Below are 20776 nucleotides of genomic sequence, written 5' to 3'. Positions count from 1 at the left end.
GAGGATGTCCAGGCAAGTAAGAAAATAACCCATTGGCATAACAACGAAACGCCGTGTCACAACCCCGAGGCGCGCAGATGATAGCCACCAGCCAGCAACGTTCAAGGGATTTCAGCAACCGCTTGGCCTGGCTGTGTCGTGACGCACATCGCGAGCCGAAACGCAGGAGACAACCGGGCTCATCGGGTTATCGGCAGGAGATGGCGTTCCGTTAAGGGGAAGGTGTGGGAGAAACGGAGTGCAGACGACTGGCTGAACACCCGTGGCGAGGGAGCTTGCTCCCGCTGGGCCGCGCAGCGGACCTGTTTTTTGGCGGCTGCTGCGCAACCGAGCGGGAGCAAGCTCCCTCGCCATGAAGGGTGATGTCAGGCTTTATCCCTCAACCCATCAGTGCGAAGCTGGATTCACTCACGATGCTCCAACACTTCAACCAACAACCATCTCATTCTTCACCACCGTAGCAGGCGATTCAGCCTCTTGCCTCGCCGGGTTCGGACTGGCTCCCGCTAATCAGCAAATAACTTTGCCTTCACCATTTACCCCCTCGAATAGCATCCCTGTAAGCCCCGCTCGCTCCAGCCGAAGCTTCACAGCCTCGCTAACGATCAATGCACCCAAGTGCTTTTTGACACGAAAGATATGTTTTCCCTGAAGCCTGGCAGGATCAATGACGAGATTCAGAAAGACACTGTATTCGCCAGCTCGATCTGGTCGTACGGGGTCATTGACCTCATATTTTTTGAAAGCGGACCGTGATTCGTCTACGCAATCCAATTGGGTCTCGACAATCATTACATAGTGACGATCAAGAGCTTGCTCCCCTGCAACCGTCACAGGCTCAAGCACAACATTCGTATACGGTTCATCAACGTCGGGAATGCCCAGCAATGCCTCCCTGGCTTTTTCGCTCAGGACTGGCACAGAGGCATATCCAGCCAAGGAAAAATCCAGACTCACACCCACCTCACGAACCTCAAGGGCGTAGGTACACGGTTCCATGTACTCAAGAGGGGGATCGATGAAGAGCCAGTTGTTGCAGTGTTTGATATCGCCCAGATACCGGCGTTCAGGAAACTGCACGTCTTCTCGCAACAAGTAATACTTCATTTCAGCTCACCGCATGTCATTGCTCAACTGAAAAAAGGGTCGCGCCTGCGTCTAAAGCCCGAAGAAACGCTCGTAGGCCGTCTCCACCCGAACAGCAAGCTGATCAGAAATGATGACCAGGTCTTCTAGCGCAGCTGTCTTTGCGGACAACAAAGGACTCGACACAGATGGAGCAGTCAAACCTAGTTGCTGTCGGACCTGGAAAATCGCGTGGATCTCTAAAGGCAACAGATCGAATGGCGCATGCTTGAACTCAGGATCCCAGGCCCCACCGTTATCTTCAGCGTGGGATAAGTGATATCGACAAAGCGCTGCCAGGGCATCAGCGAGCCCTTGCTCATTTGTCCATTCGTCTATCACGTTTTGATAAACCCCCAGATCCATCGACTTGATCCCTGGAAGCACGGCACCTTGCGAATAGACTGAATAAAGCCAGAGCATGAAAGGTTCAAATCGACGCCGTTCAAGATAGCTCGAATCGACGGCGCCTTTGACGGACAACATTCCGGCAAGCACATCGGCCACGGATGCAGCCAGATCACGACGATCAACCGCTATCAACCCGGCCAGCAAGCACCCAGCAATGCTCAACTGGTTAGTCAGGTTGGGGACGGTTTGGATGCCTTGAAGAAAACTCGTTTTGGAGAAAGCCTTGGCCTTGAGCATCAGCGCCCAATAACGGTACATCATCGAGCGCGAGACGTATTCCCAGCCAGAAGCCTCTCCGTCACTGATCGCGACTTCACCCCGAATACCGTAATAAGTCGCCAGCATCCCCAGCGAGTCAGCCACATTGTCCAATCCGTTTAATGAGTCGCTGGCAAGGTCCTCATCGATATAGTCAAGCTCTTGAGCCGTCAGGCCTTCCGACTGCGACAGCCAGCGCCGGTGCTGATGGAGCCGGACGTTGATTTCATCCATTTCGACATGCTCCTTTACGCCAGTACAACGTCGTTCCGCTTACCGTGCTCACTCAGGAACGCATCTGTCGAAGGTTCGTTAAGTGAACCTCCAAATTGCACTTAACCAACTGATCCAGCGAAGCCGTCCCTCCAACAAACAATGCCGGCTCAAAGCTGTAGACCTCACTCTCGTCAAGTACCCCCAACTTCTCTAGCGCTCGATCAAATAAAAAACCACCTCGACCATCCTCCAGATCATAACGTTCCTTATCAGACATAGCGAAAAATGTCTGGATGGCTAGATCCGGATCTTTATTAAGTACTTTCAGCTTATTCATCAACGCGACGATAGATCCCGTCGGACATGAAACAACAATTTTCTGATTGTATTTCTCGCCCCAAGCATACAGCGTTCCAAAAGCACTCCGGGCAATAACGTGGTAATTATCTATCTGCGAAAATTCAGTACCGGATAACCATATATCGAGCAGGTACTTGTAATCGTCTGGATCCACCGTCCAGCAAAGACCATTGGCATACCCACACCAACCTTCTTTCTGCCAATAGGTGAGCAACGCGTCCGGTAGTATCCCCGATATTTCGCAGTATGGGAGCCAGGCACCTGCCGATGTGATGTTGCTTCACCCATTACACGAATGAAACACTCAAAATCCTCGTCTCTCACCTCCATGTGATCTCCCGTTGATAGCTCAATGGTAAAATTATTTATGACTTATCCACTTTGCTTTACCGAGCCACTAAGAACCCACTCTCGGTGAGAGCACACCGTCCTCCGGCTCGCCAGAATCTAAAGTAAGACTCCAAATTAATATCAAATTCAAACAATGGCCGCCCAACGTACCAAGCAAGATAATAATCCGCAGCCAATCCATAGAGCGCCTCAAACAGCGCATAAGTCTGCTCAGTATCAGAAACTCTGCTCCCCCTGATTGCATCCCCAATCTCATCAAACAACCAGTAATGAGGAATATCTTGCTGAAGCCAGTGATCCATATCGTGACCATCAACAAAAAGCACCTGGGCATTCTCACAAATCTTTAGAATTTCAGAGTCACCGAGCACCCCGCATACTCTTTCTTGTTCCTTGAACCACTCCCGGCCTAGCTGAATTAATTCGCCCTCTCCAACTTTAAGTTTTGGCAAAAGATACAGAGACTTCTCCATATCTCCAGAGGCTAGAACGCGCTCAGCTCTATCAACCAGCTCTTCCGAAAACGGAAAATAGCTGAATATACGTCGAAGCTCCTCGGAACCACTGTGCGCTTTCAACAATCCCAAAAAGTGAGATTTATCGAAGACTGCCCTGCCTTCACAGAAGGCGCACCAGTCGGACAATAAAGACTTCATACCTATTTCCCTCCAGCCTTTGGTAGAGGTGGTAATAAATTAGGATCTATTTTCCACCTACTTTGAAGGGAAAGAATTCCCAAATTAAACTCATCAAGAGATTTACTGTTATCGATAACGGCTTTTAATTCATTATGAAAAGTACCAGAAGCGTAACCGCCATGACCGCCAGGCTTACCGTCGATAGGACTGATCCATTTCAATTCAGTCGTCTTGGTTCTGAACCTCTGGATCTCGTCCATCGGCACTCCCCATTTTTTGAAGTCAGGAGCCCGACACACCATACACCACTCATGCAATCCACCTGGTTGTCTTATCCTTGCTTCTATCGCGTCACGAGCTGCCTTGTTTTGCCACAAAACGTCCAATTCTGCCGAAGATAATCCATCGAACCAACGATTGAACTCCCCTCCCCGGACGCTCGGAACCTTGCCATCAGGCAATAACTGCTCCAAGGAACGAACGGGCTTATCTACTGTTGCTTTTGCTCCAACACTGTACTCCCCAGGGTTCTCGACAACCTTCCCATTAACCGTCGTCGTGCCAGGGCCATACCCCCCCTCAAGTTTCTTGCTATACGCCCCCTCCACGCTGCTCCACTGCAGCGGCTTACCAGCCGACACTTCAGCTTTCGCAATTTTGGCCATATCGGCCATCTTTTCAAGCCCTTCCGCCCCCACCTTGATTCCGGTTTTCGCCAACGCCACGCCGCCCTTGGCCGCCGTGCCGACGCCCGTAGCAATACTGCCAACCTGCCAGACGAGTTCGCCAATGTCTTGGCCCAGTTGCACGGCGCGATCATCACCACCGTTTTCCAGGGCGTCTTTAACGCGGTCAAGTTTGGCGTTGAGTTCGTTGACCACGCCATCGCCAAACTGCTTGCGAGCCTCGGGGTCGTTGATCAGGGCCTTGAGGCCGTTGATTCCATCAACCGGGTGGAGGAGGAATTGCGCCAAGCCTTCGACGTCGCTCCAACCCGCCTGCACCAAGCCTTTGTCCACGCCGAAGCGGGTCAGGACGTCTTGTTTCTGATTGATGTACGCCCACTTGGCGATCACTTGCGCCTTGGCCCCTAGGCCGTCAGCTGCGTCGTATTCCTTCTCGGCCTGGACCAGTTGCTGAGTCGCCAGCCAGTTGTTGTCCACCGCTGCACCGGCCGCGCTGGTGGCGGTGGCCGGGTCGAGCGAGGAACTGGTGGCTGCCAGCCCGGTGACGAGGCTGACGATCAGGTTGCGCTTGGCTTCGCGCTGGGATTCGCTTTCATCGGGGCTGGCTTCGGAGAACAGGCCGGTGAGCAGGCTCGACGCCGCCGCGCCCGCGGCACCGCTGCCACAGCTCTGGCTGCTGGTCGCCGCGCCCGCGCAGGCGACGATGCCGTGCAGGGCGGCGTGCAGCGGCGAGCCTTCGGTGAGTTTGCCGTCCGCCACCAGGTCGCCGATGTAGCCGGCACCTTGCTGCTGCACGTAATTGACCACCAGCCCTTGAACGAACGCACTGTTGCCGCCGCTGATGTTGCCGCTGGCCGCGCCCACCAGGGCGGTGGTGATCTGCCGGTAGGTGCCGCCCGCGCCCCACTTGTCGGCGATGCCGCTGGCTTCGGCGTTCAGGCGCTGAGCGCTGCCGAGCAGCGCCAGGCGTTCGGTGTCGGTGAGTTTGGCGTTGGGGTCCAGAGCCGCTGTCTGAGCCGCCTCGGCCTGTTTGCGCTTGAGGTCGACTTCCTTGGCCTTGTTGGCGAGCAAGGTGCTGGCTTCGTTGGCGAACGCCCCGACGATCTCGAAACCGGCACGGATTTCGTCTTCGTCGAAGATCGGCTTGAGCGTGTTGGTGGTGTCGCGGTCGCTGGAGACATCGCGGTTGAGGCTGGCGATAGTTTGCTCGCCGTTCTTGCCGGTGCGTTTCTGTTGCTCGGCGTCGTTGCTGATGACAATGGTGCCGCCACTGATGCCGCTGCGGGTGACGCTGCTGGCGTCGTCGCTGGCACTGATGGCGATCAAGAAAAGGGGACGAAGAAAAGGAAGAAAAGGGGACGGATTTATTTGGAAACCTAGAAATTAAACAACCCGCCCTTTCCAATAAATAAATCTGTCCCCTTTCCCTCCTCGACCGATCAACACGAAATGCGTTTACTCACGTCGCCCCAACAACCTCGCCCAAAAACCTCCCTTATTCTCCACAGCCACCGCAGCAGGCGGTTCAACTTCCTGTCTCGCCGGATGCGTACTCGGCCCATTGGGTCTCAATAAGTCCCCTGGGTAATGCTCAAGACCCAAGCACTGTGAGTCGTCCATACCGAATGCCTTGACCGCCGCCACGGCCTCCACGCACCAACGACCGAAATAGGCGCCGCCCTCGAAGTTTTCATCGCCATAGGTGTACCAATAGGGATGTCTATAACTGACAGCCTGAGGATCAGAGCCAGACTTGGCACCGGTACGCACCTCCGCGTACCAATGCTTGACGAACGCACTCAATAGAGATGCTTGCGAATCCGCCGGAGCGTCTACCGCCGTCAGCAACCGAGCGTAGGGTTTCGGGTAAAGAAGCACAGAACCTATTTTGCGCTCAGGGCTGCGACTCGCGATTATTCGATCGAGTAGCACGTCCTCGCCCTCGTTACCGATCAACGCCAACAACCGCTTCCACTGGTCATCTGGAATATCCAGCGCCAATCCCAAGCCCAACAACCAGAAGCAGGTGATGTAATGGTCGTAGTTGACGCGCCAGCTATGGCGAGTGAATTGCTGCTCCTGGGTCCAGACCGTCGCGCCAAGGCGCTCGGCCTCCTCCCAGGCATCGAGCAGCCCGGGAAAGTATCGCGACAGATCCGCTATCGGTTCTCCAGCGGAATACCGGCGCAGCATCTGGTGCCAGTGTTTCTGCGCAATGATGAAAACGTACTGCGGCGCATAATCGGGATCGCCGGCAGGTTTGGCGGCAGTTTCAAGCGCCTCGACGATGCTCTCATCACCATACTCAACCCATTCCGACCAATAGCGGGAGTCTCCCAGCGGTGCCCGAATCATTTAATCCCCCCTAGTAACTTGGATGTTGCAACCGGATCAGCCACAAACTTCCCGCCTTTTTCCAGAACACCTACGGTAACGTTTCCGAATGGATCTGTGTGAACCAACCACTTCTCGACGCGACCAGCCGCCATTGCTTTATTGATGCTGTCAGCCGCTTTTTGGTTGCCACCGACCGATTCCAGAATGCGGTCGTAGTTAGTGTTGGTTCCCTGCAACCAATCATCACTCATCTGCAAACCGTCTTTGGTCGGCTTCAGCTTGGACGAGCCAAACTTGTATTCCACAACCAGGTAATCAACACCTGGCTTGTCGACCTTGTATAAGTCATCAATACCGGTTTGACCAATATCCGGCGCCCGGCCAATTTTCTCGGCACCCGGCACCAGTGACTTGATCCGCTCACCGCCCATGACATCACCCACGATGCTCTTTTGTGCGTTGGTCAGCGCCCGGAAATCCATCAGAGGGGTGCCGTTAGGGTTGAACTGCCCACCACGGGCCACCAGCTTATCGAACTTGGCCAGGCCGGCCATCGCCTCGAGCCCTTCCGCCCCCACCTTGATCCCGGCTTTCGCCAACGCCACGCCACCCTTGGCCGCCCCGCCAACACCGGTGGCGATGCTGCCGACCTGCCAGACGAGTTCGCCAATGTCCTGCCCCAGTTGCACGGCGCGATCATCACCACCGTTTTCCAGGGCGTCTTTAACGCGGTCAAGTTTGGCGTTGAGTTCGTTGACCACGCCATCGCCAAACTGCTTGCGAGCCTCGGGGTCGTTGATCAGGGCCTTGAGGCCGTTGATTCCGTCAACCGGGTGAAGGAGGAATTGCGCCAAGCCTTCGACGTCGCTCCAACCCGCCTGCACCAAGCCTTTGCCCACGCCGAAGCGGGTCAGGACGTCTTGTTTCTGATTGATGTACGCCCACTTGGCGATCACTTGCGCCTTGGCCCCTAGGCCGTCAGCTGCGTCGTATTCCTTCTCCGCCTGAACAAGTTGCTGAGTCGCCAGCCAGTTGTTGTCCACCGCTGCACCGGCCGCGCTGGTGGCGGTGGCCGGGTCGAGCGAGGAACTGGTGGCTGCCAGCCCGGTGACGAGGCTGACGATCAGGTTGCGCTTGGCTTCGCGCTGGGATTCGCTTTCATCGGGGCTGGCTTCGGAGAACAGGCCGGTGAGCAGGCTCGACGCCGCCGCGCCTGCGGCACCGCTGCCACAGCTCTGGCTGCTGGCGGCGGCACCGGCGCAGGCGACGATGCCGTGCAGGGCGGCGTGCAGCGGCGAGCCTTCGGTGAGTTTGCCGTCCGCCACCAGGTCGCCGATGTAGCCGGCACCTTGCTGCTGCACGTAATTGACCACCAGCCCTTGAACGAACGCACTGTTGCCGCCGCTGATGTTGCCGCTGGCCGCGCCCACCAGGGCGGTGGTGATCTGCCGGTAGGTGCCGCCCGCGCCCCACTTGTCGGCGATGCCGCTGGCTTCGGCATTGAGTCGCTGAGCGCTGCCGAGCAGCGCCAGGCGTTCGGTGTCGGTGAGTTTGGCGTTGGGGTCCAGGGCCGCGGCCTGAGCTTTCTCGGCCTGTTTGCGCTTGAGGTCGACTTCCTTGGCCTTGTTGGCGAGCAAGGTGCTGGCTTCGTTGGCGAAGGCCCCGACGATCTCGAAACCGGCACGGATTTCGTCTTCGTCGAAGATCGGCTTGAGCGTGTTGGTGGTGTCGCGGTCGCTGGAGACATCGCGGTTGAGGCTGGCGATAGTTTGCTCGCCGTTCTTGCCGGTGCGCTTCTGTTGCTCGGCGTCGTTGCTGATGACGATGGTGCCGCCACTGATGCCGCTGCGGGTGACGCTGCTGGCATCGTCGCTGGCACTGATGGCGATCGGCATGGTGGCGCTGAGGTCGTTGTCGTTCTTCGGCAGGTCGGTGCCAGGGGTTTGCGTGCCGCCGCTGGTGGCGTTGCCCTGCTGGTCCTTGCCGACTTCGCGATAGCCGCCACCGACGCTGACGGTGCTGGCGTCGTACTCGGCCTTGTTCTTGATGTCGCGGCTGGTGAGGCTGGCGGTGACCAGGCGATTCTTGCCGTCCTGCACGGCCTTGTCGCTGCTGGCGATGACAGCGCCGACCAGGTCGGTGTTGCCACCCACGCGAATGTCGAACCCATCATCCCCAGCCTTGATGCCCGATTGCTCGGTCACGCTGGCGTAATTGGAGTCGATATCGGTGGCACCGAAGCTGCCGCTGACGCCGTTGACCGAACTCATGCCGTAGCAGAACGGCGGAATGCACAGGCTGATGCCAACGCCCAGGCTCTTCTCATCGACCACGTAGGTGTTGGTGTCTTGCAGGCTTTCGATGTTCAGGTCGCCGCCGACATCGGCCAAGACCCGCTTGCCGCTGGCCACCGCGCCCTTGAGGTTGGTGTCACCGCCGGAGGACAGCAGCAATTGATTGCCCGCCTGGACATGGGTATTGGTGTGGGTGAGCCCATCGCCATCCGCCTGGCCACGGCTGCCGGAGGCACCCAGATCCAGGGTGAAGCCGTTGCGAGCACCGAGGGAAAAGCCAATGCCGATGCTCGCGCTGCTGCCTTTGCTGTCGGTGTTCTGCTTGTCGATATTGCGGGCGGCGAGCAGGTTGATGTCACCGTCCGCCAGCAGGCTGGCGTTGCGGCCGGCCTTGATATCGCTGCCTTGCACGGTGATGTTGCTGGCGGCACCCGCCCCCGTGGCACGCAGGCGAATGTCGTTGCCGGCGGTCATGGTCGAGCCGGCCGCGCTGTCGCTGGTGTAGGTGGTGGTGCTTTCGTTCTTCTTGGTGCCCAGCGACAGGCTGATGTTGATCCCGCCCGCCGCGCCCGGGTCCATCGCCACGGCAGTGGCGGCATTGTTGGCGGCCATGACGGCGGTGGCGGCGGCCAGGGCCTTCATGCGCCCGTCGTCGGTTTTCTCCGACGCCCGTTTCATTTGCTGGGACGTCTGGATCGCACTGATTACCGGGTTGGTCACGGTGAGGGTGAACCCGGTCTGCTTGAACAGGGTTTCACGCTCGCGCTCGCGGGTGTTGCGCGCCTCGACGACATCGATGGTCTGCGCCGTGACGTCGATGTTGCCTTGTGGCGCCGACACCTGGCTGCCCACCTGACGGTAGCCCTTGCCCGCTTCGATCAGCACATCGCCAGCGGTCGAGCCGACGGTACTCGCCACGGCGGTGTGCTCGGTGGTGAGGTCCTTGACGCTTTGTTGCTGGCTGCCCAGGGTGACGGCGATGCCACCGCCGCTGAACAGGCCGCTTTTCTTCACGGACTTGTCATGGCGTTCGCTGCTGCTGGCGGTGTCGGCTTCGATGTTGACGTTGTTGTCCGCCACCAGCACCGTCTGGGTCGTGGACACCACGTTGCTGCCCTTGAGGTTGATGTCGCGACCGGCCTGCACATAGGTCTGCTCGCCGCTCAGGGTGGAGCCTTCGACCGAGGTCTGGCTGATGGTGTCGCGGGTGGTGGTGGTCTTGCTGGAGAACATCCCGTTGCTGCCCTTGACCTTATGGGCTTCATCGGCGAACTGGTAGTTCTGGCCGGCGGTCAGGTTGACGTCGCGCTTGGCCTCGGCAAATACCGCGCCTTGCTCGCTGGTGACATGGGCGGCGCGGGCGTTGAGGTCCTGGCCGGCGCTCAAGCGCACGTCGCCCTGCCCTTGGACCTGCGAGCCGACTTCGGTCTGGCTGGCGTCCTTGCGCCAGTTGCTGCTGTTCCAGGTCAGCGCTTGCTCGTGCGCTTCGCCGACGGTGGCCAGGTTGATGTTCTTGCCCGCCTCCAGCAACGTACTGCCGCCCTTGCCAGCATTGACCACCTGGGCCCCGGTGAGGTTGAGGTCGTTGCCGGCGCTCACCCCCATCGTGCCCTGGGCACCGCTGACGAACAGCCCGGCCACCCGCGACAGGTTGGTGCGGGTGCCTTGGGCGCTGCTGCTGTCCCGGCTGCTGGAGATGACGTTGATGTCCTGCCCGGCCTTGACCGACAGGCTGTCCACGGCACCGATCAGGCCGCCGAGGTTGTTGAGGTTTTCCCGCGCGGCGAGCGATACCTTGTCGGCCTGGATGCGCCCACCGAGGTTCTCGATGTTCTGCGCGGTGATCGCCATGACACTGCGCCCGGCCAGGCTGCCACTGTTGACCAGGTCGCCAGCGATGTTCAGGTTCAACTGCTGCCCGGCAATCAGGGCACCGGAGCCGTTGAGGTCGCCTTCCTGGACCCGTACGTACACCTGCGGCACCAGCACGTTGCGGGTGTCACCGTTGGCGAGGGTGACTTGCTTCTGCACCAGCCAGACGATGTCACTGGTCAACTGGGCCATCTGCTCGGAGGTCAGGGCCACGCCGGGCACCAGTTGCCATTGGCTGGCGACGGTCACGGCGTTGTCGATCAGGGCACGATATTGCGCTTCGTCATTGGCGTAGCCGTTGAGGAAACGTCGGCCGGTGAGTTGCGCGATCTGTTCACGAATCAATTTCTGTTCGTAGAAGCCGTCGCCCAGACGTTGTTGCGTCAGGGCCGGGTCGACTTGCAAGCGCTGCAACATATAGTCCGACGACAGCCAGGTGCGGTAACTGGCAAAACGCGGGTCGGTTTCGATCAGGTAGCTGCTGGTGTTCTGCGGATTGGTGCTGAACAGGCTATTGTTCGGCAAGGCCAGGGAAGGCCCGCCACTGCGAATCTGCTCGGCCACGCCCTTGTTGTTGAGGGTGGTCTGGGCCGCGACCTGAACGATAGGCGCCACTTGATAGGTTCTGCCGACCGGGGCGCTGACCGTGCCCGTGGCGGCTATCTGCTCGCCGACGCCCTGTGTGGCGCGGGCGCTGATCTGGGTGCCGGTACCATTGCCGGCGGCGTTCTGGGCGAACACGGTCGGCTGCAGGGTGATGTCCTGGATCAAGGGGGCTGGCGTGTAGGCCGTGACGGCCGTTCCCTGACGGTCCCGGCCCTTGCGCTGGATGCGATAGAAATTGCTGACGGTGCCGCTGTCGGTAGTGGTGCGCTGGCCGGTCAGTTCGGTGTTGGTCAGGCTGGTAATGTTGGCCTGCAACAACCCACCGGCAATGATGCGGCTCTTGTCGTTGAGCACATCCCCTGCGTTGATCTGCATCGTCCCACCAGACAGGATCTGCGCTGGCGCCGAAGTGGCGATCTGGGTTTCCTGCACCACGCGGGTGTAGTCGTAGCGGTTCCAGTTGTCTTTGCGACCCTCTGGGGTGGTCAGATGAAGGACCTCGTCGTTGCTCACGGAGATCTGGTCGCCCTGGTAGCGGTTCGGCGAACCGCTGAGCTGGAATTCCTGCAAGGCGGTGCGGCTGACTTCCACTTGCTGGGTGCTGAAATGTTCGTTGGTGTTGCGCACGCTTTGCACATCGAGCGACAGGTTGCCGAGGGCTTCGATGGTCGCACTGGCGTTGGTCAGCAGCTGGGCCCGGTCCTGGGCCTTGTCAGTCGCACTCAGCGCCCCACCGATGGCGAGGTCCCCGGCACTGAAGATCAGCGCCTGCTCGCGGTTGTCCAGGGTGCCGGTACCAATGTCCAGCGACTCACGGGCGGCGATGGTCGCGGCGCTGCCGTTCTCATCACGGTTGCTCAGCGCCGAAGTGGCGATCGCCAGTCGATCACCGTACAGACGTCCGGTGCCCAGGTTGTTGAGCGATAGCGCTTGCACACGCACTTGCTGGCCGTCGATCAGGCCACGGTTGGTCAGGCTGTCGTTTATGCTCAGGCGAACCTGGCCGGCGCTGATCTCCCCGCTGGCGGCGTTGTCCAGCGTCTGCGAGCGCACCAACAGGAGATTGCCTGCCAACAGTTTTCCGCTGTTGTTGAAAGCGCCCTCGGTGCTCAGGTCGATCTTGTTATTGGCCTGGATCTGTCCACTCAGGTCCAGGCCACTTTGCAGGCTGAACGTCAGGTCGCCCAGGCTCAGGGCTCGACCGGTGCCTGCGTAATAGGCCGCGTTAAGGGACAACAGGCTGCCAGCGAGCAAGGTCCCGTCGAGGTTGTGCACTGCCTGGCGACGCTGCGCCGGATCGCGATCAGTGATGGTCAGGCCGGCTCCCGCGGAAATCAGGCCGCCCTGGTTATCCAGCGTTTGGCTGACGCCGATGGACAATCCTTGGTCGACGCGCACGGCACCGGCCTGGTTGCCGAAGGTGTCGAGCGCCAGGCTCATGGCACGCCCTTCAAGGCCCTGGTTGGCACCTTGGGTGGCGCTGTTGTCGAGCACGCCGGCAATCACGCCCAGCGTTCCCGCGCTGCGCACCAGTCCGCCCTGGTTGTTGAGCGTATCCCCCAGCACCAACTGGACATCGCCGAGGCCTTGCAATTGACCGCCGCGGTTATCCACCCGGGCACCTTCGACCTGTACGGTTTTTTCGCCAATGATCTGGCCACCACTGCCGTTGGTAAGGTCGGTGGCCTTGAGCACCAGCGCGCCTTTGGCGCCGAGGAAGCCGCCACTGTTGTTGAAATGGGCGCTGTGGATTTCCACCGCACCCTGGCCGCTGATGCCTTGGGTGGTGCCGGACTGAAGGTTGTTCAGCGCCTGGCTGTCGGTGTCGATGAACAGCTTGCCCTTGGCCTGGATCAGGCCCGCCGCGTTGCGCAGTTCACCGCTTCGCAGATCGAGGGTCGCACCGGCATTCAACGTGCCTTGGCTGTTGTCCATCAGCAGGCCGTGGCTGTTCAGGTCCAGGGCCTGGCCACTGATCACCCCGCCCTGGTTATTCAGGCCCTGGGCCGACAGATCGATATCGCCCAGCGCTTCAAGACGCCCGCCGCTGTTGTTCAATGCATCGGCCGAGACGCTGACCAGCAAGCCGGACTTCACCGAGCCCAGCACGCCGTTGGTGTTGTTCAACTGCCCGGCGATGATTTCCATGCGCTGGGTGGCGGCGAGCGTGCCGCCGATATTGTTCAAGCGGTCGAACGTCGCGTACAGCTCACCGCCAGCACTCACGGTGCCTTGGGCGTTATCCAGCGCCTTGCCGCTGACCTTTGTCGTACCGCTGGCGGCCAGCGTCCCACCGCCGTTGTTGACCTCTTCGTCGGCCGTGACGGTCAACGCACCGTTATCGGTGGCGAGGACTTTGCCGTCCTGGTTGTTCAACGTGCCGACCTTCACGTTCACCGCGCCGGGACTGCTGACTTGCCCGGCCTGATTGTCGAAGCGTTCACGGGCGGTGACCTGTAGCGGTTGCGCGCCGGTCTGGAGAATGCGTCCGCGCTGGTTGGACAGGGTCGTGGTGTCGAGCGTGATCTGCTGGCCTTGGGTCAGGCCATCATCGACCACCACCTCGTTGGCCTTGACGCTCAATGTGCCATTGCTCGCCAGGGTGCCTTTGCTGCCGGCCAACTGGGTGGCCTGGATGTCCAGGGTGCCTTTGCCGGCGTGCTCGACCTTGCCCTTGCTGTTGTCGAGACGATTGGCGCCAAGTTTCAGGTTGTTGGCGTTGGAGGCAATACGGCCACCGCTGTTGTCGAGCGTGGCAGTGGCTTTGATCGACGCGTCCGCGGTGCCGGTCTGCACCAGCTCACCGCCGACATTGGCAACATCCCGCGCGCCCAATTGCAGGTTGCCAGCGGTGACCTTGGCCCCATTGGTGCGCAGGGTATTGGTCGCTTTGGCAGTCAGCACCTGGGTCGCATCGACTTGACTGCCACTGAGGTTGGCATCGCCGCCGCTGGCCGTCAGGGTGACGTTTTGACCCAGGGTCTGGCTGCTGCTCAGGTCCAGGTCAGCGGCCTCGACGCTGACATCGCCGCCGGCAAGGTTCTGGCCTTGCGCCTTGACCGTGGTGGCCCGTAACGCGAGGTTGCCGCTGCTGCCCAACTTGCCGTCCGCCCCGACGCCCGCCGCCAGGCTCGAGGCCGTGGTGCTGCGAATGTTCTTGGCGGTCAGTGTCGTGTGGTTCTGGCTGGCAACGGTGCCGCTGTTGTCGATGTCACCGGTACTGTCGAGGCCCAGGTCGCCCTTGGCGTAGAGTGTGCCGCTGTTTTCAACACTGGCGGCATTGATTCGGGTCGCTGTAGCGCTGCTGATCGCACCCTGGTTTTGCAATTTGCCGTCGGCGCTGATCACGACCTCGCCAGCCATGGCGCCGATCTGCCCGGCGTTGCGCACACCCACGCCGGATTCGGTGCCCACCAGCATGATCTTCCCGGCATACATGCCGCCGAGCTTGGCAACGTCGATGGCAACGGTGGGTTTCTCTCCCTCGGTGCCCGGCAGCGGCGTGGCCTGGGTGTTGTCGGCGTTGACCTGATTACGTCCGGCGGTGACCTTCAAGTCGTTGGCCCACACCCCGGCGTTGACCTGCACCGAGCGGGCAATCAGGTCCGTGTAGTCGGTCTCGCGGGCATCCAGGCCTTTGCCTTCGATGTTGATCGCGCCGCCCTGCACGGTGTAGCCCGTGATGCGACCGTTCTCCAACTGCGCCCGACCGGTGCTGAGGGTGGCCCGGTCGGCGTTGATGAAGCCGCAACCGTTGCAGGTGATGCCGGACGGGTTGGCGATCACCACTTCGGCGCGCTGGCCGGCGACTTCGACGTAACCGCGCAATTGGCTGGGATTACTGGAATTGACTTCGTTGAGGATGACCCGCGCGCTGCCATTGCCCAACATCGGGTTGCCTTCGATCCAACCGCCCAGCTTGGTCTGGCTGTTGCCCGTGCCGTTGTTGAGGATCACCCCCCGGCTATCGACGTCGAACTGGTTGTAGGTGTTGCGCGAGACACCGCCAGCGCTGGGCGCGCGGATATTCACCTGCGGCGTGCCGTTGGCGCTTTGTATCACCATCGGTCGTTGGCCAGCCGGAGCGCCTGGGTCGGCGACAATGGTGCCGGCCCAGGCCGGCGCCACGCTCAAGGACACCAGGCCAATCGCTGTCATCACGGCAAAGCGCAACGCCCCGAGTGTCGCCGTGCAAGCCGCTGCGCTCGTCGTCGGCCCGGAGCGGGTCCCCGGCGCCTTGACCTGGCTGGTGACGTTCTCGGCCACGACCATCAACAGTCCGCGGGCCTTGTTGAAAACGATTCGGTACAGATGCTTGTTCATAGCAATTCCATTTGCGGAGCCAGCCCGCACGACCAGTGGTTGGAGTTACGCTTCGATTGCCAGTGGGTGGGCGGCGAACCAGGCCTGGGCCTGTTCGGGAATGACCCCGATGCCTTGGAATGTCTTGACCCGCAGGCCGCGCTCATCGCCGCGGTGATAGAGGGCACGGGCGCAGCGATCGATGAAAAGATGACGTTGCAACAAGCGGCTCAATGCCGCCGTGTGGCCAAAGGGAGCGACCCAGTCGTTGAGCCAGAGGCGCTCGCCGCTGTTCCAGTCGTCTTGCGTCAACGCCAGCGGCGACTGTTGCAGGTAACGTTGCTCCGCCGCCTCGTCGAGGTTGAGCCAGGACAGGTAGAACACCGGCTTGCCGTGCTCGGAGCCGAGCACGAACTGGCGATGCTTGAGCGCCGGCAACAGCAACGTCGGCAAGGTGTGCAACGGCGCATCGCGATGGGCCTTGGAATGCATCCACAACCAGGTGGCGGAGCCGAACACCGCGGCTTCGCTCCAAGGTTCGTCGATGAGGCCGGGGGCGATAATGTCTAGCGTCTCGAACAGCATGGGATCACCTCAGAATGACCAGATGACGGTGAAGGCGCTGGTCACGTTGGCCGTCTCGAAACCATCGGGTTTCTTCAACGGCGTGCCCACCGACCAGTCATAGGACAGGCCCTTGTACCCGCCGCGTACACCCACCACGGCCCCCGCCAGGCGTTGGCCGATCAGGAACTCACTGGATTGGCCGCTGACTTCGCCATAGTCGATGCCGGTGTAGAGCTCCTGGCCGGTCTGCCCCAGGGACAGGCCGATTTCGTTGCGCAGGGTCCAGCCACGGTCGGCGGAAAGAATGTTTTCGCCATCGAAGCCCCGCACGCTGTAGCGCCCGCCAATTGAGAAACGATCCTGGGGCACCAGCGGCGTCCGGTTCCATTGCGCACGCCAGCCGCCGATGTAGCGCAGGCGCTGATCGCCAAGCTGAAATGGCACCTGCAGTTGGGCGTCGGCGGTGATGATCTGCGAGCGTGACGTACCGGCGTCAAAATCTTCCTCGGGTGCCCTGAGCGCGTCGTGGGCACCGGTGCCGCGACGATAGGCGACGCCCAGGTCAAGAATCGAAGCGCCAATGAACTCCCGATGGTCCAACCCCAACTGCCAACCGGCCATGCGGCGTTTCTGGTTGCCAACTTCGGTGTCATCGATGAAGTTCTCCGACGAACGCGTCCACAGGCTGCCCCAGGCGGTGGTCTTGCGAACGGCGTCGCGGTACAGCAGGCGCGACAGACGCAACTCGTTGTTACGACTCTCGCCCCGGTACTGATAGGTCTGGTTGGTGCCGGCGACGGACTGTTCGTAGTTGTATTCGCTGCTGGTGAACCCCAACTGCCAGTAACCGAACGGCAGCGAATAATGCAGCGTACTGCCATCGGAACCGCGGTGCCCGGACTCGCCACCGCCCAAGTCATGGTTGATGCTGGCGTAGAACAAATCGTTGAGCGACAGCAGGTTGTCCAGGGACAGCGACACGTTGCCCTGGTATTTACCGGTGCTCTTGCTGCCCGAATTGTCCACCGACAGGCTCACCCGAGCGGGGAACCGTTGGCTCCAGGCAATCACCACGTCGCTCTCACCGGGTTTGGCGTCGGCGGCACGGGCCGGCGCGATCTTGATATCGGCTTCGGCGGTCGGCACACGCTTGAAGTTTTCCAGCGCCTGTTCGATGTCGCGCAAGTTGAGCAGATCGCCAGGATTGGCCGGCATCGCGTTCCAGGCGTTGGCGCGGGAGCTGGTGCCCTCCTCGAAACGAATCTCGCGAATGCGCCCCGGCACCAGGGTCAAGACCAGCACTCCGCTGTTCAGGTCCTGGGCTTCGGCGAGCACACGAGTGGTGACGTAGCCGGCCTCGATGATCGCGTTCTGCATGCGCTTCATCGTCAGATTGATCCCGCCACCGCCGAGGCAACGACCGATGGCAGGGTCATCCTTGGGGTTGGCAGCGCGCAACGCCCATTGGAATTTCTCCGACGCCTCGCCAATCAGACGGATGTCATTGATGGCAAAGCAGGGACTTTCCTTGGCGGGCAAGCGATCGACACCCTCAGCCACAGGGGCCGCCTGCAGGCGCACATCCGGCCGGGATTCCAACTGCTCCCTCAACACCCGTTCGCGCTCTTGCTGGCGCAGCAGTTCTTCTTCAGGCCCAGCCGCCTGCGCAGCGCTCCACGCACCCGTCATCCACGCTGTCATCAACAGCAGCGCGAGACACTTGGCGTTTTGTGCAGATGAACGGGTTCCGTCAACACAACGGCGAGTATTGCTCGGTTTACGCGTTCGGCAGGGTGCGGCTGGGTGCATGTCACATCCTTGTGGCCTGAATCAAAGACACGGTCACGCCCGCCGGACGCGGCATTGGCGCTGACATAGATAAAAGAGGTACGAATTCCATCGAAAACGAAGGAAAAGTCCTACAACGTACCGAGACGGTCAGATAGCCGAGGGGAAAGAAAGTTTCGCATTACCGAAATATCCTCGATACAAATGGCTAGAAATGGGGAACCGGTCACAGCATTGAGGGGTGAAATGGCCGTGCAAGGCCTGAACGGCGCGCTCAGACCGGAGTTGATCGTTCGGGGATGGGAATGTAAGCAGGAAAAGTCAGCGGAGATTTCGCTAACCCATTGTTTATAATGGTGTCCCAGGGCAGGTTCGAACTGCCAACCTTCCCCTTAGGAGGGGGATGCTCTATCCAATTGAGCTACTGAGACACGAGTCGACCACGAGAGACGCGGTGCGCAGGACGGCGTGCATGTTAACGACCTGCCCTGCGTTTGTCATGTCGCCCATGGCTTTTTAAGTGTAGGCAAATAGTACTCGCTTTAAGGCTGACAGATCCTGGACGCCGAGCTCGGGCCGCCATTCATCTGCCCCGGCTCGCTTATCCTAGTAAATCGGCCATTTGCCACTATCCTGTACAAGACAGGGACGGCACACGTTTTTGTCCATTTCCGTTATCCGCCAGACGGTATGGCACATAGACACAATCCGACGGTCACAGATGCGAACCTGTTGTTTTTTACCAACCAGTCCGCATTTTTTGATGAAGGGTACTGGCAGAACGCCTTTACCCGGATCAGAATTTGTCACAGAATTGGCGCCAATGATCTGGCAATTTTGAGGCATGATGCGGGCCTCTTAACAATTCAGGTTGAACATTTGGCAATGGAGCTTGTCCTATCGACATCCTGCGGCCAATCCCGAGAACCGCTCCCCTGAACTAACCGGTTAAATATATGCGCCCATTGAAACAGGCAATTTATTCCAGCCGCACGGCTGACAAGTTCGTCGTACGTCTGCCAGACGGAATGCGGGAACGCATTGCCGAAGTGGCTCGCAATCACCACCGCAGCATGAACTCTGAAATCATCGCGCGCCTTGAGCAAAGCCTCATTCAGGAAGGCGCGTTGGGTGAAGAGTTGAGCATGCGCTTGGACAGCCCGGAGCTGTCATTGCATGAGCGCGAACTGCTTCAACGCTTCCGACAACTCTCCCATCGCCAGCAGAACGCCCTCGTTTCGCTGATTGCCCATGACGCAGAAATGGCCGCAGACGCGACCTGATCGCTCCAAATACTCAAGCCAGCCAAGCGCTGGCTTTTTTTTGCCTGGCGTTTGGCCCAGGCCCGCTTTTCAAGCACTCATCAGCGAACCAACACCACTGCTGACCCATGGCAGTAATGCTAAATTGATCCGCGAAAAAGCATGGGCATGGAGGCCTGCATGACAGGTCACGCATTCAAGATTCAAAGAATCCCAGGGTTGGGCGTGGAAATCGTCGAGGCCGATTCAGACCGAACGTTTATCCGGCATATGCACGAACACTTTGGCATTGGCTTGCTTGTGCGCGGGGCGCAACGTTCAGCCAGCGGCCGAGGCCTGGTAGAAGCGACGGCTGGCGACCTTATATCGGTCAATCCGGCCGAAGTGCATGACGGCGCCCCCATCGGAAACGGAACGCGTCGTTGGCAGATGCTGTATTTCGACCCGCCGCTGATTGAACAGGCCTTCAAGGATATGGCGAACGATGGGGGCATTTGCGCCGAGGAATTCGCTTATCCGGTGCTGCAAAGCCCGCGCGCGGCAGCATTGTTCCGCACTTTGTACCAAGCCGTCGCTCAAGCCGAGGAGTTTGGCGATCGGCTGAAGATCGAAGAAACGCTCACGCTTTTGCTCGAGCATTTGCTGGATCGCTCCATGTCGATATCGTTTTTACCCGAGGTCGCGGCAAACCGTGCAAAAGCCTTGATCGACGACGATCCACAGTCGCCCCTGTCGCTTGCCTTGCTCGCCAGGGAAGCCGATTTAAGTCGCTTTCAACTGGTGCGCGCCTTCACCCGCCTGACCGGTTTGACACCCCATGCCTATCTGCTGCAACGACGTATCCACCGGGCACGACAACTGATTGCAGCAGGCATGCCGCTGGCCGATGCGTCCCTGGCCAGCGGTTTCGCCGATCAGAGCCATATGACCCGATGCTTCGTGCGCAGCTTTGGATTTTCACCCGGCATGTACGCCCGGCAAGGACATCGGTAGCGTCCTGCAATTTCGTTCAAGCTGCTCTTCCTTATTTGCAGGCAGGCTGGAGACTTCATAACTCCTAAGGCCAGCGTTGCATGAACCTCGAATTTTTTGTCACCTCCCTGATCGTGGCGGCTTCACCTGGCACTGGCGTGGTCTATACGGTGGCGGCCGGCCTGGCCCGGGGTTGGCGCGCGAGCGTGGTAGCCGCATTAAGTTGCACCCTGGGGATCGTGCCGCACATGCTGGCAGCCATCACGGGCCTCGCTGCCCTGCTGCACGCCAGCCCACTGGCCTTCGAGATCATCAAGTACTTGGGCGTCGCTTACCTGCTGTGGATGGCATGGAGCACGCTCCAGAGCCACGGGGCATTGCATATTGATCCGCACAAGACCCCGCGCTCGAACAGCGCGGTGATTTTTTCGGGCATCTTGCTCAACCTGCTGAATCCAAAGCTGTCGATTTTTTTCCTGGCCTATCTACCGCAATTTCTCGCGCCAGGAGCAACGGATGCCATGTGGCGCATGCTGCAACTGAGCTTCGTCTTCATGGCGATCACCTTTGCCGTCTTCGTCATCTATGGCGTGCTCTGTGCATCGATGCGCCGCCATGTTCTGGAGCGTCCATCCGTGTTGCAGTGGTTGCGCCGGCTATTCTCGGCAGCCTTTGTGTTACTGGCTGTACGACTGGCTTTGATGCAGTGATGCGCGGGGGGGGATTTTGCG

11 protein-coding genes, 1 tRNA gene and 1 pseudogene are annotated in these 20776 nt (G+C 59.7%); 3 read left to right on the top strand and 10 right to left on the bottom strand.

Features of this window, described 5'->3' with window-relative positions; genetic code table 11:
* Window positions 1-510: 510 nt before the first annotated feature.
* The 10 genes and pseudogenes from LQ215_RS18110 to LQ215_RS18065 form a co-directional block, all read right to left on the bottom strand.
* Entirely contained in the window at window positions 511-1107 is a 597-nt protein-coding gene (locus tag LQ215_RS18110) for an imm11 family protein (RefSeq protein WP_230151843.1), read from the bottom strand.
* Between the two features lie 51 nt (window positions 1108-1158).
* On the bottom strand, window positions 1159-2028 hold the full coding sequence (locus tag LQ215_RS18105) for a hypothetical protein (RefSeq protein WP_230151841.1): 870 nt from the start codon (window positions 2026-2028) through the stop codon (window positions 1159-1161).
* A 52-nt stretch (window positions 2029-2080) separates the two neighbouring features.
* A complete protein-coding gene (locus LQ215_RS18100) occupies window positions 2081-2584 on the bottom strand; it encodes a GAD-like domain-containing protein (RefSeq protein WP_230151839.1) in 504 nt (167 codons plus the stop codon).
* Window positions 2585-2756: 172 nt separating this feature from the next.
* On the bottom strand, window positions 2757-3377 hold the full coding sequence (locus LQ215_RS18095; RefSeq protein ID WP_230151837.1) for a hypothetical protein: 621 nt from the start codon (window positions 3375-3377) through the stop codon (window positions 2757-2759).
* A gap of 2 nt (window positions 3378-3379) precedes the next feature.
* Window positions 3380-5368: pseudogene (locus LQ215_RS18090) on the bottom strand (hypothetical protein); the annotation flags it as partial.
* A 132-nt stretch (window positions 5369-5500) separates the two neighbouring features.
* Window positions 5501-6400 carry a PoNi-like cognate immunity protein gene (locus LQ215_RS18085; protein WP_230151836.1) on the bottom strand — a complete coding sequence of 300 codons (900 nt, stop codon included), beginning with the start codon at window positions 6398-6400 and terminating at the stop codon, window positions 5501-5503.
* Window positions 6397-15477, bottom strand: a complete 9081-nt coding sequence (locus LQ215_RS18080) for a two-partner secretion domain-containing protein (protein ID WP_230151835.1) — start codon at window positions 15475-15477, stop codon at window positions 6397-6399. Before LQ215_RS18080 ends, LQ215_RS18085 begins: the two co-directional genes overlap by 4 nt.
* Before the next feature lie 45 nt (window positions 15478-15522).
* Window positions 15523-16041, bottom strand: a complete 519-nt coding sequence (locus LQ215_RS18075) for a toxin-activating lysine-acyltransferase (RefSeq protein WP_230151834.1) — start codon at window positions 16039-16041, stop codon at window positions 15523-15525.
* Between the two features lie 9 nt (window positions 16042-16050).
* Window positions 16051-17712 (bottom strand): ShlB/FhaC/HecB family hemolysin secretion/activation protein, encoded by a 1662-nt coding sequence (locus LQ215_RS18070; protein WP_230151833.1) that lies wholly within the window; start codon window positions 17710-17712, stop codon window positions 16051-16053.
* Window positions 17713-18165: 453 nt separating this feature from the next.
* Window positions 18166-18242 (bottom strand) — tRNA-Arg (locus tag LQ215_RS18065).
* Window positions 18243-18767: 525 nt separating this feature from the next.
* Between LQ215_RS18065 and LQ215_RS18060 the strand changes: the two genes are divergently transcribed.
* The 3 genes from LQ215_RS18060 to LQ215_RS18050 all read left to right on the top strand — a co-directional run bounded on the left by LQ215_RS18060 (window position 18768) and on the right by LQ215_RS18050 (window position 20755).
* A complete protein-coding gene (locus LQ215_RS18060; RefSeq protein ID WP_003204761.1) occupies window positions 18768-19094 on the top strand; it encodes an Arc family DNA-binding protein in 327 nt (108 codons plus the stop codon).
* Window positions 19095-19235: 141 nt separating this feature from the next.
* The gene (locus tag LQ215_RS18055) at window positions 19236-20066 is read left to right on the top strand and encodes an AraC family transcriptional regulator (RefSeq protein ID WP_230151832.1); all 831 of its coding nucleotides are present in this window, start codon (window positions 19236-19238) and stop codon (window positions 20064-20066) included.
* A gap of 80 nt (window positions 20067-20146) precedes the next feature.
* On the top strand, window positions 20147-20755 hold the full coding sequence (locus LQ215_RS18050) for a LysE family translocator (RefSeq protein WP_230151830.1): 609 nt from the start codon (window positions 20147-20149) through the stop codon (window positions 20753-20755).
* Window positions 20756-20776: the final 21 nt, after the last annotated feature.

The organism is Pseudomonas brassicacearum (genome assembly GCF_918698105.1).
In the GTDB taxonomy this organism is placed as follows: Bacteria; Pseudomonadota; Gammaproteobacteria; order Pseudomonadales; family Pseudomonadaceae; genus Aquipseudomonas; species Aquipseudomonas brassicacearum_F.
Note: the sequence above shows the minus strand (reverse complement) of the source record. Positions and strands in the feature narration are given on the sequence as shown.

Coding starts and splice junctions, on each gene's coding strand:
- LQ215_RS18085 (WP_230151836.1), bottom strand. CDS start 6,400: ATGATTCGGGCACCGCTGGGAGACTCCCGCTATTGGTCGGAATGGGTT.
- LQ215_RS18055 (WP_230151832.1), top strand. CDS start 19,236: ATGGGCATGGAGGCCTGCATGACAGGTCACGCATTCAAGATTCAAAGA.
- LQ215_RS18105 (WP_230151841.1), bottom strand. CDS start 2,028: ATGGATGAAATCAACGTCCGGCTCCATCAGCACCGGCGCTGGCTGTCG.
- LQ215_RS18050 (WP_230151830.1), top strand. CDS start 20,147: ATGAACCTCGAATTTTTTGTCACCTCCCTGATCGTGGCGGCTTCACCT.
- LQ215_RS18080 (WP_230151835.1), bottom strand. CDS start 15,477: ATGAACAAGCATCTGTACCGAATCGTTTTCAACAAGGCCCGCGGACTG.
- LQ215_RS18110 (WP_230151843.1), bottom strand. CDS start 1,107: ATGAAGTATTACTTGTTGCGAGAAGACGTGCAGTTTCCTGAACGCCGG.
- LQ215_RS18060 (WP_003204761.1), top strand. CDS start 18,768: ATGCGCCCATTGAAACAGGCAATTTATTCCAGCCGCACGGCTGACAAG.
- LQ215_RS18075 (WP_230151834.1), bottom strand. CDS start 16,041: ATGCTGTTCGAGACGCTAGACATTATCGCCCCCGGCCTCATCGACGAA.
- LQ215_RS18095 (WP_230151837.1), bottom strand. CDS start 3,377: ATGAAGTCTTTATTGTCCGACTGGTGCGCCTTCTGTGAAGGCAGGGCA.
- LQ215_RS18070 (WP_230151833.1), bottom strand. CDS start 17,712: ATGACGGGTGCGTGGAGCGCTGCGCAGGCGGCTGGGCCTGAAGAAGAA.